General features: G+C 45.4%; 17 protein-coding genes. 6 read left to right on the top strand and 11 right to left on the bottom strand.

The features are described from left to right. On the bottom strand, positions 1–1,161 hold the full coding sequence (locus DK430_RS06085; RefSeq protein WP_109078200.1) for a 3-phenylpropionate MFS transporter: 1,161 nt from the start codon (positions 1,159–1,161) through the stop codon (positions 1–3). Beyond that, the gene (gene proC / locus DK430_RS06080) at positions 1,161–1,976 is read right to left on the bottom strand and encodes a pyrroline-5-carboxylate reductase (protein ID WP_109078199.1); all 816 of its coding nucleotides are present in this window, start codon (positions 1,974–1,976) and stop codon (positions 1,161–1,163) included. The genes DK430_RS06085 and proC overlap by 1 nt, the downstream gene beginning before the upstream one ends. A 62-nt stretch (positions 1,977–2,038) precedes the next feature. Here proC and rdgC point away from each other — a divergent pair, with 62 nt between their 5' ends. Beyond that, a complete protein-coding gene (gene rdgC / locus DK430_RS06075) occupies positions 2,039–2,944 on the top strand; it encodes a recombination-associated protein RdgC (protein WP_109078198.1) in 906 nt (301 codons plus the stop codon). A 94-nt stretch (positions 2,945–3,038) separates the two neighbouring features. Here rdgC and DK430_RS06070 read toward each other — a convergent pair whose 3' ends face one another. The 3 genes from DK430_RS06070 to epmB form a co-directional block, all read right to left on the bottom strand. Beyond that, the gene (locus tag DK430_RS06070) at positions 3,039–3,413 is read right to left on the bottom strand and encodes an MliC family protein (RefSeq protein WP_204352522.1); all 375 of its coding nucleotides are present in this window, start codon (positions 3,411–3,413) and stop codon (positions 3,039–3,041) included. 61 nt (positions 3,414–3,474) lie between these two features. Continuing rightward, entirely contained in the window at positions 3,475–4,794 is a 1,320-nt protein-coding gene (gene oapA, locus DK430_RS06065) for an opacity-associated protein OapA (RefSeq protein ID WP_109078197.1), read from the bottom strand. 169 nt (positions 4,795–4,963) lie between these two features. Further along, entirely contained in the window at positions 4,964–5,983 is a 1,020-nt protein-coding gene (gene epmB / locus DK430_RS06060) for an EF-P beta-lysylation protein EpmB (RefSeq protein ID WP_109078196.1), read from the bottom strand. Between the two features lie 32 nt (positions 5,984–6,015). On the opposite strand from epmB, the gene efp reads away from it, so the two are divergent. From efp to DK430_RS06045, 3 genes are all read left to right on the top strand, one after another. Then, on the top strand, positions 6,016–6,582 hold the full coding sequence (gene efp / locus DK430_RS06055; protein ID WP_109078195.1) for an elongation factor P: 567 nt from the start codon (positions 6,016–6,018) through the stop codon (positions 6,580–6,582). Positions 6,583–6,915: 333 nt separating this feature from the next. Beyond that, positions 6,916–8,292 carry a tyrosine phenol-lyase gene (locus DK430_RS06050; RefSeq protein ID WP_109078194.1) on the top strand — a complete coding sequence of 459 codons (1,377 nt, stop codon included), beginning with the start codon at positions 6,916–6,918 and terminating at the stop codon, positions 8,290–8,292. Positions 8,293–8,453: 161 nt separating this feature from the next. Beyond that, entirely contained in the window at positions 8,454–9,668 is a 1,215-nt protein-coding gene (locus DK430_RS06045; protein ID WP_109078193.1) for an aromatic amino acid transporter, read from the top strand. 59 nt (positions 9,669–9,727) lie between these two features. Here the strand turns inward: DK430_RS06045 and DK430_RS06040 are convergent, their stop codons facing one another. From DK430_RS06040 to lpxH, 3 genes are read right to left on the bottom strand one after another with little or no spacing between them, the layout of a single operon-like run. After that, positions 9,728–10,405 carry a helix-turn-helix transcriptional regulator gene (locus DK430_RS06040; protein ID WP_109078192.1) on the bottom strand — a complete coding sequence of 226 codons (678 nt, stop codon included), beginning with the start codon at positions 10,403–10,405 and terminating at the stop codon, positions 9,728–9,730. A gap of 55 nt (positions 10,406–10,460) precedes the next feature. Next, entirely contained in the window at positions 10,461–10,967 is a 507-nt protein-coding gene (locus DK430_RS06035) for a DUF2301 domain-containing membrane protein (RefSeq protein ID WP_109078191.1), read from the bottom strand. Next, positions 10,960–11,703, bottom strand: coding sequence for a UDP-2,3-diacylglucosamine diphosphatase (lpxH, locus tag DK430_RS06030; protein ID WP_109078190.1), 744 nt, complete (start codon positions 11,701–11,703; stop codon positions 10,960–10,962). Before lpxH ends, DK430_RS06035 begins: the two co-directional genes overlap by 8 nt. A 108-nt stretch (positions 11,704–11,811) precedes the next feature. On the opposite strand from lpxH, the gene DK430_RS06025 reads away from it, so the two are divergent. Continuing rightward, positions 11,812–12,555, top strand: coding sequence for a 1-acylglycerol-3-phosphate O-acyltransferase (locus tag DK430_RS06025; RefSeq protein WP_109078189.1), 744 nt, complete (start codon positions 11,812–11,814; stop codon positions 12,553–12,555). 7 nt (positions 12,556–12,562) lie between these two features. After that, on the top strand, positions 12,563–13,975 hold the full coding sequence (locus DK430_RS06020) for a multicopper oxidase domain-containing protein (protein ID WP_109078188.1): 1,413 nt from the start codon (positions 12,563–12,565) through the stop codon (positions 13,973–13,975). A gap of 72 nt (positions 13,976–14,047) precedes the next feature. Here DK430_RS06020 and DK430_RS06015 read toward each other — a convergent pair whose 3' ends face one another. The 3 genes from DK430_RS06015 to DK430_RS06005 all read right to left on the bottom strand — a co-directional run bounded on the left by DK430_RS06015 (position 14,048) and on the right by DK430_RS06005 (position 16,326). Continuing rightward, positions 14,048–14,911, bottom strand: a complete 864-nt coding sequence (locus DK430_RS06015) for a DMT family transporter (protein WP_109078187.1) — start codon at positions 14,909–14,911, stop codon at positions 14,048–14,050. Positions 14,912–15,238: 327 nt separating this feature from the next. Beyond that, complete coding sequence (pflA, locus tag DK430_RS06010) at positions 15,239–15,979, bottom strand: pyruvate formate lyase 1-activating protein (RefSeq protein WP_109078186.1); 741 nt, start codon at positions 15,977–15,979, stop codon at positions 15,239–15,241. Between the two features lie 59 nt (positions 15,980–16,038). Continuing rightward, a complete protein-coding gene (locus DK430_RS06005; RefSeq protein ID WP_109078185.1) occupies positions 16,039–16,326 on the bottom strand; it encodes a putative quinol monooxygenase in 288 nt (95 codons plus the stop codon). Positions 16,327–16,386 lie beyond the last annotated feature (60 nt).

Genomic DNA, 16,386 nt, shown 5'->3' with positions numbered 1-16,386 from the left:
TTATCCCCGATTAACCAAAAAGGCGTCCACTTTGCGCGGAGTGACCACAAAAGCAAGGGCGGCGACAATTGCCATCAGCATAAAAGTTATCGGTGCCGAATACGGGTAAATCACGCCGGAAAGTGCGGTCAAAATCGCCACCATAGCGCTGTTGGACACGCCGTTATAAAGCGCTTGTAATTTAGAAATGTGGGGCTGCGGTTGCGTCGTGATATAGCGCACCATGCCGTAATGCGCCACCGCATAAGTTAAACTGTGAAGTAATTGTAAAAGGGCGATGAGCCAAACCTCGCTCGCGGCGGCAAGCCCAAGCCAGCGCACAATGCAAGCGAAGGTCGCCAAATAGAACAGAGAACTGACTTTCCAATTTTGCAGTAAACGACGGGAGAAGAAAAATAACAAAATTTCCGCCACCACCGCCAAGCCCCACAGCAAGCTGGTTTGTGCCACGGGAATACCGAGATTCGTCCAATACAACACACTATAAACATAGTAGGCAGCGTGCGAGCCTTGAATTAAAGAGGAAGCCAATAAAACGCGCAAGGTGGTTTGATTTTTTAACAAATCCCAATAACGAACTTCGACAGCGCTATGTTCCGACTGCTCGTCCTGCGGCGGAATCGTCGGATTCACGCACTGCATAAAGGTATAAGCCAGTAAAAGTGCGGTCAAAATCCAGACAATATTTTGCTCGCCGAAAAAGCCGATCACATTGCCGAACAAGGTCACGCCCACCACAAACGCCACGGAGCCGATTAACCGTGCCTTGCCGTAATCCAGTTGAATTTGACGTTGCCAAGTGGTCGCCAACGAATCCGTGATCGGCATCCCGGCGGCATTCACCATGGCGAACAAACCGATCGCGGCAAAAAGCCACCAAAAACTCTCGGCGACAACGCTTAGCCCCGCCATAATCAACGCACTGGCAAGCGCCAATACGCGCAATGAATTGATTAACTGTGACGCCCGTTTAATCAAACCGGAAAAAAACAAGCCGCCGACGAAACGAAACACATAAGCACTTGCCAGCACCATGCCGATCAATTCCTCGCCATATTGCTGAGATTTCATCCACACGGGGAAAAATGGCACGAATACGCCGTAAGCGCAATAGTACCCGAAAAAGCTCAGCGCGAGCCAGGTGAAAGGACGAACTTGCATCAGAATAAGGCTTCCATTTCTTTAGAACGCACCACGCAAGCCAGCATTGCCTGTTGCACGATGTCATTAAATTGACGTTGATTAAACACCTCCAACGCCGCTGCCGTTGTGCCACCTTTGGAGGTGACATTTTGGCGCAAAGTTGCCAAATCCAGCTGCGGATTTTCCACCACCATTTTTGCCGCCCCCAACATTGCCTGCTGCACCAACTCACGCGCCTGCATTTCGCCCAAGCCCATTTGAATCAGACCCTGCTGCATGGCTTCCAGGATTTGAAAAAAATACGCCGGGCTACTGCCGGAAGCGGCAGTCACCGCGTGCATTTGTTCTTCCCGCTCCACCCAAAGGGTTTTGCCCACAGCGGATAACAAATCCTGCGCAAAAGTGCGGTCATTTTTCGAGGTGTTTTTAGCGGCGAATAAACCTGCCATGCCCTCGCCCACTAATGCCGGCGTATTCGGCATGACGCGCACGATGGATTGCGCGCTCGGCAAAAGTGCGGTCAATCTGTCAACTGAAATGCCGGCGGCGATGGAAATCAGCAATTTAGCCTGAAAATCCACCGCACTTAAAGGCGCACAAACCTCCGCCAACATTTGCGGCTTCACCGCCAATAACACCACATCCGCCTGTTTTGCCGCTGCAACATTATCCTGGCTCGTACGCACGCCTTTTTGTGCAAATAACTCCCGTTTCTCTTCATTAGGATCGCACACGATAATTTTATCGGCGGGATAGGCTTGCTTTAACAATCCGAACACAATGGCTTGCGCCATGTTGCCGCCACCGATAAAAGTAATCAATTTATGTTGCATATTTCACCTTCAAGTAAGTTACAATAGCGCACATTTTACCTGAATAAGAATAAGGATCTACTATGTTTTGGTTCAAAAACGCCATGATTTACCGCCTGACCAAATCCCTTGATTGGTCGGAACAAACCCTCTCCAATGCCCTCGAACATAATCAATATCATCCTTGCCATCAATCGGAACAAAGCAAATTCGGTTGGTCTCAACCGCTAAAGGGCAGCGAATTGTTATATTTCGCCGTGGGCAAACAGATTTTATTGCTTGCGCAAAAAGAAGAGAAAATCTTGCCTTCTCATGTGGTGAAGCGTGAATTGGACGCCCGCGTGGAAAAATTGGAACAAGCGGAAAATCGCAAGCTGAAAAAAGTGGAAAAACAAACCTTAAAAGACGATGTGATCGCCACCTTATTACCACGCGCATTCAGTAAATACCAACAAACGGCGATTTGGATCGATGCGGAAAAAAATTTGGTTTATGTGGATGCCGCCTCTGCTAAACGGGCAGAAGAGGTGCTGGCATTGTTGCGTAAATCCTTAGGCTCATTGCCTGTTGTGCCTCTGACGTTCGCCAACGAACCTGCACTGGTGATGCAAAATTGGATCGCACAGGAAAGCACACCGGAATGGCTTGTGCCGCTGGAAGAAGTGGAATTGCGCGATATTCAAACGGACGGCGTGATTCGTTGTAAACAGCAAGCATTGGACAGTGAGGAAATTCTTTCTTTGGTGCATTCTAAATTCGTTACCAAACTGGCATTGGAATGGGAAGAACGCCTGTCATTCGTCTTAAACGAAGATTGCAGCCTGAAACGACTGAAATTCGCCGACCAAATTCGTGAACAAAACGATGATATTTTAAAAGAAGATTTCGCCCAACGCTTTGACGCCGATTTTGTGCTCATGACGGGCATTTTAAGCAAGCTGACAGAAAATCTGTTGCACGATTTCGGTGGCGAGAAAGCGCGGTTATAACCGCTTGAGTCTAAAAATGTTTTAAAAGCAGACCGCACTTTTTGGTGACAAAAGTGCGGTCATTTTTTTCGGTGTTTTTAAAGGTGGAAAATTATCACTGCGCAACGCATTGCTCGGCGAGAATTCCACCTGCGCTACTTTTTAGAATAGAGAACTCTTTGCGCTCCAGCCATAGCCAATGAATATTGGAATAATTGCGTCCGTTTTCGGCGATGGTTGGAGTTAATCTATGTGTCACATTATTAAAGGTCACACTGATAGAATTTAATTTCTTCTTATTTTTCGTCGTGTGACGAACAACCCGAACCGTTTTATCATCCTTACAACGATAATCCTGTGCCGAACCCTTTTGGGTAGATTTCTGCAGAACCTGTGTGCGCGGTTTTTCCGGCGCTTTGGGCGGCGTCGGTTTTGCCGTACAAGCCGCTAAGCCGATGAATGCCATTAAAACGAAGCTCGCTCTTAACATAATATAGTCTCTTTTAAATGGAATAAGCGTAGCCAATACTACGCTTATTGAATTTTACGGATTACTTCTTAAATTGATAACTGCCGTCGGATTGGCGGGTAAAGCGGGCGCCGTTAGCTAAACGTAATTCGCTAACGCGACCTTGTGCATTTAAAGAAACCTGTACTTTGTCGCCCGGCTTGAAGCTGCTTAATGCATTGCCTACGCCGTTGGCTTTGGTCATGGCGTTTACATCGCCGACCGGCAAATGATTGTCGCGGAACACTTGCATTAAGGTGACACCTTGCGGAATGGTTAGCGTCTTACTCCCTGCCGCGGCTTTTGTTGTGGAGGTCGTCGTTGTCTTACCTTCCAGAATATCCCTTACCTCTTTTTCGGTTTTAGCGGATTGTTTCGCCGGTTGATGTTTAGTCGTGGTTTTTTCCGTCGGTTTGGCTTTTTCGGTTTTAGCTACTTCTGGCTTTTTCGCAGTCTCATGCGGCTGACGAGGTTTCACCGCCTCTTGTGTTTTCGGCGGCTCGGTGGATTTAACGGTTTCTGTCGGCATCGGTTTGACTTCTACCGGTTTATTTTCAACTGCCGTAGTCGCCGCTTGCTCGGCAACGGAGGTTGTTGCACCTTGTTCCGTCGGTTGTGGCTCTGTTGTAGTAACGCTGGCATTTTCCGTCGTTGTCGCCGTTGCCGGTTGTTGTGCCGCCGTGTTATCGGTTTGCGGCGCAGGATTATCCAACACCGTCGGTTCAACGGTTTGTGATTGATCTAATTGTTGAAACTGAATCGGTACACCGTTATTGCTTTGTTGTTCGTAAGATTGCACGGTATCGGAACTCGGTCTCATCCATAAAATGAAAATCAGCAATAACACCACGCCGAATAATGCCACAAAAATACGGCGGTGTTTTTGCGGAAGGATACTTAAAATCGCCCAATTTTCAGGGTTTTTGAAGCCGGCTTTTGGCTTTTCTTGAAATGCCGATGCTTCCGGGTGCACCTGTTCAACGGTTTCTTCAATTTCCGTTACAACAGGTTCGGCTGAGGATTCTGAGGTGATCTCTGCCACAGTTTCGACGGAAATCTGCGGTTCATTATTGTTTTCATTGCGGTCTTCTGTGGAAAATTTCTCGCTTGGGTTTTCGCTTGTCATGCTTGTTTCTCCAGTCGCACCGGCGCTACCGAATACGGGCTCTTTGCGGGTAGCAAATTGATTTTCCGTATTTTTTTGTTCTTTCTTAGCGAAGATCCCTTTAGCTTTTGCAAAGAAAGACGGTTCCGGTTTAATCACTTTTTTCGGGGTGATCGGTTCCATTTGACTAAAGCCTAAATCCAATTCATTTTGTGCCGGATTATTTTCGTTTTCCGGGGTTCTTTTTTCAGAATCCACAATATACCTCTGATTAAATAATGCTGATATGCCGTAAAAGTGCGGTGGTTTTTTCCTGCGTTTTTCACACTACGGATTCACACAGGAAGCGAATAAGCCACGACATAAATTGATAAGTAAAAAATCGCGCCTATTCTAAAACATCTTTCACTTTTTTGGTATCGGAATATCAGGGCACATACAAGGTTTTATTTGGCTCACAACCAATTTCACGGGCAAGCTTCGGCACCAAATAACCGGAGGTCATAGTTTGTAATTGTTTGTAGATTCTTAAGGCTTGCGCATCGTCCAAATAAAAATGCGCCGCGCCCTCCACCTTATCGAGCAGAAACAAATAATAAGGCAGAATCCCCACCGAAAATAAACGGTCACTTAACGCTTTCAGAATATGGGCATCGTCATTCACGTTTTTCAGTAAAACCGATTGGTTTAATAATACGACACCGCAATTTCTTAATTTATCCATGGCATTGGAAAAATCTTCATCAATTTCATTGGCATGATTCACGTGCGTGACCAGAATCTTTTGCAACCGGGTTTGCATCAGAATACGGCAAAGATCATCGGTTATGCGCTGTGGGATCACTACCGGCAGGCGTGAATGGATACGCAGACGCTTTAAGTGCGGTAGATTTTCCAGGTGTTTTATCAGCCACTCGAGCTCGTGGTCTTTTGCCATCAGCGGATCACCGCCGGAAAGAATGACTTCCTCAATTTCAGGGTGATCGGCAATATAGCGTAAAGCGTTTTGCCAATTTTGTTTATTGCCCTTATTTTCTTCGTAAGGAAAATGACGACGAAAACAATAGCGGCAATTCACCGCACAACCGCCTTTAACCAAAAATAATAAACGATTCCGGTATTTATGCAGAATGTTGGGGACAACGTTTTTATCGCCTTGTTCCTCCAGCGGATCTTTGCTGAATCCTTCTGCCTGTAAGAATTCATCCACATCTGACATGACTTGTAAAAATAAGGGATCGCGCGGATTACCTTTTTCCATTTTTGCCACAAAAGGCAAAGGCACACGCATGGCGAATAATTTACGGGCTTCAACGTCTTGTTTGAACGGTTCGAGAGGGAGTTCCAGATGTTGTAATAAGATTTTTGGGTCGGAAATGCCTTTTGCAAGGTGTTCCAACCAACTTTGTTCTTCTCTAATCGAGATGTTTTGATGTAGAATAGCCACTTTTAAAAAACAATCTTTTTCTTGAGGATAATATGGCTACATATACTACCAGTGATTTCAAACCAGGTCTAAAATTTATGCAAGACGGCGAGCCTTGCGTCATCGTTGAAAATGAATTCGTTAAACCCGGCAAAGGTCAAGCGTTCACCCGCACCCGTATTCGTAAATTAATTTCCGGCAAAGTCTTGGATGTAAACTTCAAATCCGGGACTTCCGTTGAAGCCGCTGATGTAATGGACTTAAACTTAACCTATTCTTACAGAGACGATGCCTTCTGGTATTTCATGCACCCGGAAACATTCGAACAATATTCCGCTGACGCGAAAGCCGTGGGCGATGCCGAAAAGTGGTTGTTAGACCAAGCAGATTGTATCGTGACCTTATGGAACGGCGCGCCAATTACCGTGACCCCACCGAACTTCGTAGAATTAGAAATCGTTGACACTGACCCGGGTCTGAAAGGTGACACCGCAGGTACCGGCGGTAAACCGGCAACCTTAAGCACCGGCGCTGTGGTGAAAGTGCCGTTATTCGTTCAAATCGGCGAAGTGATTCGTGTAGATACCCGCTCCGGCGAATATGTTTCTCGTGTGAAGTAAAATTTACCATTCTCATTTCATAACAATAGCCCCAAAACGGGGCTATTCTTTTATCTGCACATTTTTGTCGCCTCTTCTTTTAAATATAAATCAATATTTTCTGCTGATAACGCCTCTCAAATACAAAAAATCGCCCATAAATTAATCACGAATCTATAAAAAATTATTATTCATTTGAAAAAATCTAAAATTTAATAATTTTTTATTATTTGTAACCTTGCTCACAGTAACGATGAAAAATTTTTATTAGTATAAGCACAACTCGATGATAGTGGTTTGAGAAACGAGTTACCAAACATGGACTTTAAACTCATCATAAATAGGAGACAAATTATGACATACTATCCAGCAGAGCCGTTCCGTATCAAAAGTGTTGAACCGGTTTCCATTTTACCGAAAGCAGAACGCGAAAAAGCAATGAAAGAAGCGGGATATAATACTTTCCTACTTGATTCAAAAGACGTGTATATCGACCTTTTAACCGACAGCGGTACCAACGCAATGAGTGACCGTCAATGGGCCGGTATCATGTTGGGCGACGAGGCTTATGCCGGTAGTAGAAACTTCTATCATCTGCAAGAAACCGTGCAAGAACTATTCGGCTTTAAACACGTTGTGCCAACCCACCAAGGTCGTGGTGCGGAAAATATCCTTTCCCGTATCGCCATTAAACCGGGACAATACGTACCGGGCAATATGTACTTCACCACCACCCGTTATCACCAAGAAGCCAACGGCGGTATCTTCTACGATATTATTCGTGACGAAGCCCATGACGCGACCTTAGATGTGCCGTTTAAAGGCAATATCGACCTCAAAAAATTAGAAAATCTCATCAATGAAAAAGGCGCTGAAAATATTGCTTATGTATGCTTGGCGGTCACTGTTAACCTTGCAGGCGGTCAACCTGTATCCATTGCTAACATGAAAGCAGTGCGCGAATTAACCGCGAAACATGGCATTAAAGTGTTCTACGATGCCACCCGTTGCGTTGAAAATGCGTACTTCATTAAAGAACAGGAAGAAGGCTACAAAGATCGTTCCATTAAGTCCATCATTCAAGAAATGTTCAGCTATGCCGACGGCTGTACTATGAGTGGTAAAAAAGACTGCTTAACCAATATCGGCGGTTTCTTATGTATGAATGATGAAGAGTTGTTCATGAAAGCCAAAGAGTTGGTAGTGGTATTTGAAGGTATGCCGTCTTACGGCGGTATGGCAGGTCGTGATATGGAAGCCATGGCAATCGGTTTGAAAGAAGCCACCCAAGAAGAATACATCGAGCACCGCGTAAAACAAGTACGTTACCTCGGCGAAAAATTAAAAGCCGCCGGTGTACCGATTGTTGAACCGATTGGTGGTCATGCCGTGTTCTTGGATGCCCGTCGTTTCTGCCCGCATTTGAAACAAGAAGAGGACTTCCCGGCACAAGCCTTGGCAGCGGCTATCTACATTGAATGTGGTGTACGTACCATGGAACGCGGTATCGTATCCGCCGGTCGTGATATAAAAACCGGTGAAAACCACCATCCGAAACTGGAAACCGTACGGATCACCATCCCACGTCGTGTCTATACCTACGCGCACATGGATTTAGTGGCTGACGGTATCATCCATCTATTCAAACATAAACAAGACATCAAAGGTCTTCGTTTCGTGTATGAACCGAAACAACTCCGTTTCTTCACTGCACGTTTTGAACAAAAATAGTCATATCAACCCTTACTTCGGAAACGAAGTAAGGGTTTCTTATATCCAATCGGAATTTTAATGGAAAAAATGCGAAAACATTCTAGTGACATTGTAGTTTGATGTATTGTCAGATAAGGAAGTGACTAGCCTTTCTACGAACATAAGAAAGGAGAAAACTCATGAACAAAACATTAGGCAGTACGCTGATTACATCGGGGACGATGATCGGCGCGGGGATGCTTGCCATGCCACTGACATCGGCGGGTATCGGCTTCACATTTACGGTGGTTTTACTTTGCGTTTTATGGGTATTGCTGACTTATAGCGCACTGCTTTTCGTAGAAGTGTATCAAACGGCGGAATACGACGCGGGTATAGGCACCTTGGCGGCACAATATTTCGGCAGAGCGGGACGGGTTGTGGCAACCACCGTACTCATGGTTTTCCTGTATGCGTTGCTCTCCGCTTATGTCACCGGTGGTGGCTCCATACTGGCTTCAACGTTGCCGGACTTTGCGACTCCGGATCTCAAAATGAAAGGATCCATCCTACTCTTCACCGTCTTTTTCGGCATGTTTATCGTTATCGGAACCAAAATTGTTGACGGCTTAAATCGTATTTTATTTTTCACCATGATCGCCGCCTTATTCGTTGCCCTTGGGTTAATGATTCCGGAAATTCATGTAGATAATCTCATGGCAATGCCCATAGATAACGCTTTACTGATTTCCGCCAGCCCGGTCTTTTTTACTGCGTTTGGCTTTCACGGTTCTATTCCAAGTTTAAACAAATACTTAGAAGGTAATGTTAAAGCGTTGCGAATTTCCATTATTGCCGGTTCGGCAATTACGCTCATCGGGTATATTTTGTGGCAATTTTCCACTCACGGTGTATTAACTCAAACCCGCTTTTTAGAAATTTTAAATCAGGATCCGACCTTAAATGGCTTAGTGGAAGCGGTAAAAGTCATTACCGGCAGCAACATGATTGCAGGCGTAGTGAAACTGTTCTCCGCCCTCGCCTTGATTACGTCATTCCTCGGCGTTGCATTAGGCTTGTTTGAATGTATTGAAGACCTGCTCAAACGCGCCTTCAATATTGATGCCAACAGACCTTGTCTCGGCGTGCTCACATTCTTCCCGCCGTTATTGTTCGCATTCTTCTACCCTGAAGGTTTCATCTTAGCGTTAGGCTATGCCGGACAAATGTTTGCATTCTATGCGGTAGTCTTGCCGGCCGCATTGGTGTGGAAAGCCCGTCAACGACACCCGAATTTACCCTATCGCGTACCCGGCGGCCCAGGATTATTATTGTTCGTCTCGATTTTAGGTATCATCATCGTGAGCATTCCGTTCCTGATCAAACTCGGCTACTTGCCGGTTGTCGTCGGCTGATAAAATACTGCCTCATAAAAACAATTGACATTCTAACCGCACTTAGAATGTCAATTTTTTTATTCTTTTTCTTGGACTAATTTTAAATAGCGATAAACGCTTGGCACGGAGATTCTTAAATATTTTGCCACAATCGGAATGGCCCCTTTCAGATTAAATACCCCTTTCTCAAATAATATTCTCACTGAATTTTCCCTTTGTCTTATACTCAGGCTTTTACCGGAATTTAATAAATTAGGATCGAGGTATTCCGAGAGGATATCCTCAAGGGAATGTTCCAATTTTTCTTTGCTGGTAATTTCCTCCGTTTCGTTTTTATCCAATGAAGGATCAAAACCTAACACATTGATAAAATTTCCCAGATTTTCCAATGAAATTAATTTCGACATGGCATCCATCAACTCGGAGGTATCATGGTTAATACACAAAATCCCTTCTAATCGCTTGCCGTTTTTAATAAAAAACGTGGAGCCGCGAATCATCTTGTCGGAATCCGCAACGGCTTTGTAATTAAAGATAAAATCTTTATCTAAATAGACTTTTTCCTGCAACATATTCGAGGCGAAGGAACTGAGCGGCGAAGAAAGGTTTCTGCCGCTCACATGGCTATTCACGATGGCTTCCATGGAAGCTTTATTTTTATCAAAGGAATGGAACACCACTTCATATTTCGGGCCGAGAACATTGCCCAAAAAGTGAGTCAATCCAATAAAATATCTTTTTTGTATCTTATTCATATGAGTTACAACTCCGTTTATTGGTTACCTTAATTTTTATTTGTAAGAGAAAAAATTAAATTTGATATTTGCTTTTATCGCCGATATCAAAATGTAACGGCATACGCCATTTTTGAATACTTAATAATAGAATTAAAATGCCTGTAACAATAGACAGTAAAGTGCTTAGCCATGTGAGATGAAACAACAACGCGAACCACAACATCGCAAAAAACAGAGGTTGCAGATTGAGCGCAAACACACGGAAACAAAAATATTCTTTATAACTTAACCCGCCCAGCACCAAAAACGACGCGCCCAACGCAAGCTGAGGAAAACCCAGAATTTGGCACAACAACCCCAACCACATGGCAAACTGAAAAATATAGCGAAAATTTTTCATATACAAGTGCACGCAGGCGGCACACAAGGTGGCTACGATTAATAGGCCGATGTGCGCCGTTTCAGGATACCAAGGTAGTATCAACAACATCGGGGCAGCAAGGCAAAATCCCGAGCGATAGATAACAACCGTCGCGTAATCCCAAACGTCCATGGGCGATTTAATATGCGGATCAGCCATGTTCCCTCCTAAGCGTATCATTAATAAATCGAATGGAATAAGGCGTCACTTCCAAAATCGAAGAGGCTTCCCCCCAATCACCGAGTACGATGCGGTGCAAAATAGGCGCAAAGTGCGGTGAAATTTCATGGTGTTTTTGACGGTGCGTGTGCCCGTGAATGATTTGTGCCACCTGAAATTTCGCGAAGGTTTGCTGCACAAAATCCGCATTTACGTCCATAATTTCCGTCGGTTTCGTTTGTTTATCCCGACGGCTTTTCGCCCGAATTTTCTCTGCGATTTTTAACCGCACTTTTAACGGCAAATGCAGGAACAGCCATTGACGCCATTTTTGATGTACTTTTTTGCGGTATTGTTGGTATTTCACATCATCCACGCAAAGGGTGTCGCCATGGCATAAAAGCGTAGACACGCCGTATAAATCAATCACCTGATAGGTCGGCAATAGCGTTAATCCGCAGGCGGCGGCAAATTTTTTGCCGATTAAAAAATCCCGATTACCATGTTGAAAATAGCATTGCACGCCTTGTGCCGTCAGGTTTTTTATTAATTGCTGAACATCGGCGATTAACGGGGATTGTTCATCATCGCCAATCCAAAAATCAAATAAATCGCCTAAAATATAGAGCTTTTCCGCCTGAGGCGCCAGTTCCTGCATAAACTGGCGAAAAAGCGCCAATAAGTGCGGTCGATTTTCGCTAAGATGTAAATCCGCAATGAAATAGGTTTTTTGCATAAGAATTCAATTAAAAAAATTTCGCTTAGATTAGCACATTTGGCAGTTATTAATACACTTAATGGGTTAATTTCGCTATACTTAGGCAAATTTTTAAGGGGCTTTATCATGTTAAAAATCGCCAGAATTTTCATTATTGTGATTTGTTGTATTCTTATTTGTGTCTTCGGCACGCTTTATTCTTTCATCCGTTTTCGCAATCCGAGTAATGTGGGCATTTTCGCCCGTTGGTTCGGTCGGTTACATCCATTATTCGGTTTAAAAGTAGAACACCGCTACCCGCCGAATGCGGATAAAATCGGACGTTGCATTTACATCGGCAACCACCAAAACAACTATGACATGGTGACAATTTCTTACATGGTGATGCCGCGCACCGTGAGCGTCGGCAAAAAAAGCCTGATTTGGGTGCCGTTTTTCGGCATTTTATATTGGGCGACAGGCAATATTTTCTTGGATCGCGACAATCGTTCCAAAGCCCATAACACCATGACCGAATTGGCACGCCGCATTAACAACGATAACTTATCTATTTGGATGTTCCCGGAAGGCACACGCAGTCGCGGGCGCGGCTTACTGCCTTTCAAAACCGGCGCATTCCATGCTGCCATTGCCGCCGGCGTGCCTGTCGTGCCGGTGGTCTGCTCCACCACCCATAATAAAATTGATTTGAACCGTTGGGATAACGGCAAGGTGATTTGTGAAATGTTGGAACCTATCGATGTTTCCGGCTACACGCGCGAAAATGTACGCGAGCTCGCGGAATATTGCCACGATGTGATGCAAAAGCGCATTACCGAACTCGATCAGGAAATTGCCCAATCCGCGCCAACTCATTCATCAGCAGGCTAATACGCAAATGAAATCCTGTTCCCGTCGCCAATTATTAAAAACAACTTTATTTTCCACCGCACTTTTTACCGTGCCGGCGCCTTTACTGGCGGCAACCAACCCGCCGCTGTACGTGCCGCCGTTATTTGAAACCCGTCGCGGCAAGCCGATTTTCCTCAATATGCAAAATACCCAAACGCCTCTATTGGCGGGTAAACGCACGGAAGTTTGGGGATTTAACGGTTCCTACCTCGGACCGACCATCAAAATTAAAAAAGGCGATTTTGCAAAATTGAACTGGAAAAACAATTTACCGCAATTTGTCGCGATGAACATTCAGGGCTTGCAAGCTTCCGGCGAACTCATGGGCGGCATCGCTAAAAATCTGCAACAAGGCGAAACCTGGGCGCCCATTGTGCCGATTACACAAGCACCCGCCACTTGTTGGTATCACGCCTGTACCCTTGCCAGCGCCGCCTACCAAACATATCGCGGGCTTGTGGGGCTGTGGATTATTGAAGACAAAGACAGTGCAAAATTGGGATTGCCACAGAAATACGGCGTGGATGATATTCCGCTGATTCTGCAGGATATGCAGCTCAACGGCGAAGGGGCGCAATTGTTCCAACAAAATCAAAACTCGCTGATCGGCGACCGTTTATTTGTCAACGGGCAGGAAGAGCCTTATTTAACCGCGCCGCGCGGTTTGGTGCGACTACGCTTGTTGAACGCGTCCCTTTCCCGCGCCTATGAAATTCGCTTTGACGACGAACGGGAATTTACGCTGATTGCGCAAGATCTCGGCTTCTTACCACAAGGCAAAAAAGTCAATGTCGTTCATCTCGCGCCAAGCGAACGGGTGGAAATTCTGGTGGATTTAAACAACGGCGAAACGGTGAGTTTAATTGCCGGTCATAAACGCGGCTTTTTCGATAAAATCGGCAATTTCTTCAGCTCGGACGGTGAGTTGATTGACAACACCATTTTAGAGTTACGCCCGGACGGCCTAGCCGGCGCCTTTGAGCAGAAAGAAAAAACCTGGCAATTTGAAACGGATGCACCAAGTGTGTTATCCGCCCAAGTACAACAGGAACGCAGTTTCCATATTGATACGAACAACGCCACCATCAACAAAAATCGATTCGACCCGCGCCGTTTGGATATTTCTGCAAAATTAGACAGCGTGGAACGTTGGACGCTGACCGCCTCCTCCGCTGTGGGATTTTCCGTCCGCGGGGCGAAATTTATCGTCGAATCTGTCAACGATACGCCGTTGGAAGCTGCCGAGATCGCGTGGAAAGACACGGTTTGGATTAACGGCACGGTCACGCTTTTGGTGAAATTTGAAAACACCTCCTCCAACAATTATCCCTTTACTTTCGGCGCGTCGGATTTAATGCTGGCGGATAAAGGCTGCATGGGCTTGATGATCGTGCAGTAAAAACACCGATAAAAACCACCGCACTTTATGCGCTGCAACATAAAGTGCGGTGTTTTTTTAACGTTTTTAAGGCTAATCGGCGCGACGCACTAAGCGCGGATAGACACTGGAAATCAAGGTAGTGCTGACTACCGCCAAAATTCCCAACCAAGAAAGCGGGCTGATATTCTCACCCAGTAATAACACCGCCAAGATGATGGCAAACACCGGCTCCAAAGACACCAAAATGCCGGCGAGATTAGAATCCACACTGTTAATGCCTTTGTTCCATAAATAATACGCCAGCCAGCTGCAACCTATACCGATATACAACAAGCCTGCGACGCCCTGCCAATTCCAGTGGATTTGCCAGCTTTGCGTCAGCCATAAGGTGAACGGAATGCAGGTAATGGTGCCAAGCACAATGCTGGTGGTGGTATAAACCTGCGCGGTGAGTTGTACGATGATTTTTTGCGTCCAACGCAGACAAGAAGCGAACACAACGCCGGCAAGCAGAACCAAAAGACAACCGAATAGACTGATATTGCCCGTTTCCTCGCCTCCGGCGATTAATAATGCAACACCTAAGAACGCAATTAAACCGAAAATCCAATGGTGGGTTTTGGCTTTATCACCAAAGAAAAAATGCCCGATAAGCACGACCAGAAAAGGCTCCAGCCCCAACATGGTGGAAGCGCTGGACGCGGACGTGTGACTTAAGCCGATAAACTGCAATAAAAAAATCGCGGGATAATTAAAGAAACCCAGCCACCAGACTTGCGGGCGAACCTCTCTGGGTACACGTTTCCAAACCCGAATAAACACGGGCAGCACAATCAGGGCGGCAATCAACAAACGCATTTGCACCATCAGTACCGGGTCAAGCATGGTGTAAGTATATTTACCGGCAACAAAAGAGCTGCTCCATAAAAATAGCGCGATGAGAATGTAGCGCATGGGATTCCTTAAAACAGAAGGGATTGAGTGGTTATTGTAGTGCGGTTTTATGGCAGCGTAAACGAGGAAGACGGTTTATTTACGGGAAAAGTGCGGTCATTTTTTTTAGGTGTTTTTGTGTAAGGGCGGGTCCTGTGACCGCCCGTGAAATCAAACCAAAATTCGGGCGGGCATTTGATAGCGCACGCTTCCTAGCGTGTGCTTGTAATACATTGACATAAAAAAGCACGCGTTAGGAAACGCGCGCCAGCGGTGAGGTAAGAGTGAATTGAATGCAACCGTTGTCTAAAAATGTTTTTTAGAAAAGATAAATACCTTCCTACCTGATTAATATTTCACAACGTGACCGTAACCTTCAAGAATACCTTTAATGTGCTCCAAGGATTCTTTTGTCGGCGGTTTGACATCTTCCAATTCGTATTTTTCGCCCATTGCCGCCCATTTGTGGGCGCCCAAGCGGTGGTATGGCAGAAGCTCCACTTTTTCGATATTGTTCATGCCCTCAATAAATTGTCCGAGCAGATGCACGTCGTGGTCTGAATCCGTATAACCGGGTACGACCACATAACGAATCCATACAGGCTGATTGCGTTTTTGCAAATACTTGGCAAATTCCAGAGTGCGTTTGTTCGGCACGCCGATAAGATTTTGGTGTACTTTGTCATTGAGCTCTTTTAAATCCAGCAACACTAAATCAGTGACATCAATGAGTTCATCAATGATGTGATCGTAATGACGTACGAATCCGTTGGTATCCAAGCAGGTGTGAATGCCCTCCGCTTTACAGGCACGGAACCAATCGCGTACGAATTCCGCCTGCAAAATCGCCTCACCGCCCGATGCAGTCACACCGCCGCCGGTAGCATTCATAAAGTGGCGATAAGTCACCACCTCTTTCATGAGTTCTTCTACGGTAATTTCTTTGCCGCCGTGCAAATCCCAAGTATCGCGGTTATGGCAATACTTACAACGCATTAAACAGCCTTGCATAAATAAGATAAAACGAATCCCCGGCCCGTCAACGGTTCCGCAGGATTCATAAGAGTGGATTCTTCCGACAACTGACATGTATTCCCCGATAATTTGTCATGAATAGCTAAAAGTGCGGTTGTTTTTGGCGGTATTTTTTATTCCGCTTTTTGGAACGTTTGCACCACCGGCGCTTGTTCGCAATATTCCACCAAGACAGGCACGATGGAGGTGAAATGCGGTGTGGCAAAATGTAATTCTAAATCGGCTTTGCTTTTCCACTGTTCTAAAAAGACGTAGTGATTCGCCTGTTCGGTATTTTGTTGTAATTCATAGGAGAGGCAGCCTGCTTCTTGGCGGGTATGTTTAATCAATTCCCGGCATTTCGCCAGAAAATCGCCGATATTATTCTCTTTTACTGAAAATTGTGCAATTACGGTAATCATTTTACTTTCCCCAACATACTTAAATACAGAAAAAATCAGACCGCTTACCTGAAGGTAAGC

Origin of the sequence: Aggregatibacter kilianii, from assembly GCF_003129965.1 — a bacterium.
GTDB lineage: Bacteria > Pseudomonadota > Gammaproteobacteria > Enterobacterales > Pasteurellaceae > Aggregatibacter > Aggregatibacter kilianii_A.
This window is presented reverse-complemented; position numbering and strand designations above follow the sequence as displayed.

Bases quoted from the DNA above. Each gene is read 5' to 3' on its own strand.
- DK430_RS06040 (WP_109078192.1), bottom strand. From the start codon at position 10,405: ATGAATAAGATACAAAAAAGATATTTTATTGGATTGACTCACTTTTTG.
- DK430_RS06025 (WP_109078189.1), top strand. From the start codon at position 11,812: ATGTTAAAAATCGCCAGAATTTTCATTATTGTGATTTGTTGTATTCTT.
- DK430_RS06015 (WP_109078187.1), bottom strand. From the start codon at position 14,911: ATGCGCTACATTCTCATCGCGCTATTTTTATGGAGCAGCTCTTTTGTT.
- rdgC (WP_109078198.1), top strand. From the start codon at position 2,039: ATGTTTTGGTTCAAAAACGCCATGATTTACCGCCTGACCAAATCCCTT.
- DK430_RS06020 (WP_109078188.1), top strand. From the start codon at position 12,563: ATGAAATCCTGTTCCCGTCGCCAATTATTAAAAACAACTTTATTTTCC.
- DK430_RS06045 (WP_109078193.1), top strand. From the start codon at position 8,454: ATGAACAAAACATTAGGCAGTACGCTGATTACATCGGGGACGATGATC.
- proC (WP_109078199.1), bottom strand. From the start codon at position 1,976: ATGCAACATAAATTGATTACTTTTATCGGTGGCGGCAACATGGCGCAA.
- lpxH (WP_109078190.1), bottom strand. From the start codon at position 11,703: ATGCAAAAAACCTATTTCATTGCGGATTTACATCTTAGCGAAAATCGA.
- DK430_RS06005 (WP_109078185.1), bottom strand. From the start codon at position 16,326: ATGATTACCGTAATTGCACAATTTTCAGTAAAAGAGAATAATATCGGC.
- pflA (WP_109078186.1), bottom strand. From the start codon at position 15,979: ATGTCAGTTGTCGGAAGAATCCACTCTTATGAATCCTGCGGAACCGTT.
- DK430_RS06035 (WP_109078191.1), bottom strand. From the start codon at position 10,967: ATGGCTGATCCGCATATTAAATCGCCCATGGACGTTTGGGATTACGCG.
- DK430_RS06070 (WP_204352522.1), bottom strand. From the start codon at position 3,413: ATGTTAAGAGCGAGCTTCGTTTTAATGGCATTCATCGGCTTAGCGGCT.
- efp (WP_109078195.1), top strand. From the start codon at position 6,016: ATGGCTACATATACTACCAGTGATTTCAAACCAGGTCTAAAATTTATG.
- DK430_RS06050 (WP_109078194.1), top strand. From the start codon at position 6,916: ATGACATACTATCCAGCAGAGCCGTTCCGTATCAAAAGTGTTGAACCG.
- DK430_RS06085 (WP_109078200.1), bottom strand. From the start codon at position 1,161: ATGCAAGTTCGTCCTTTCACCTGGCTCGCGCTGAGCTTTTTCGGGTAC.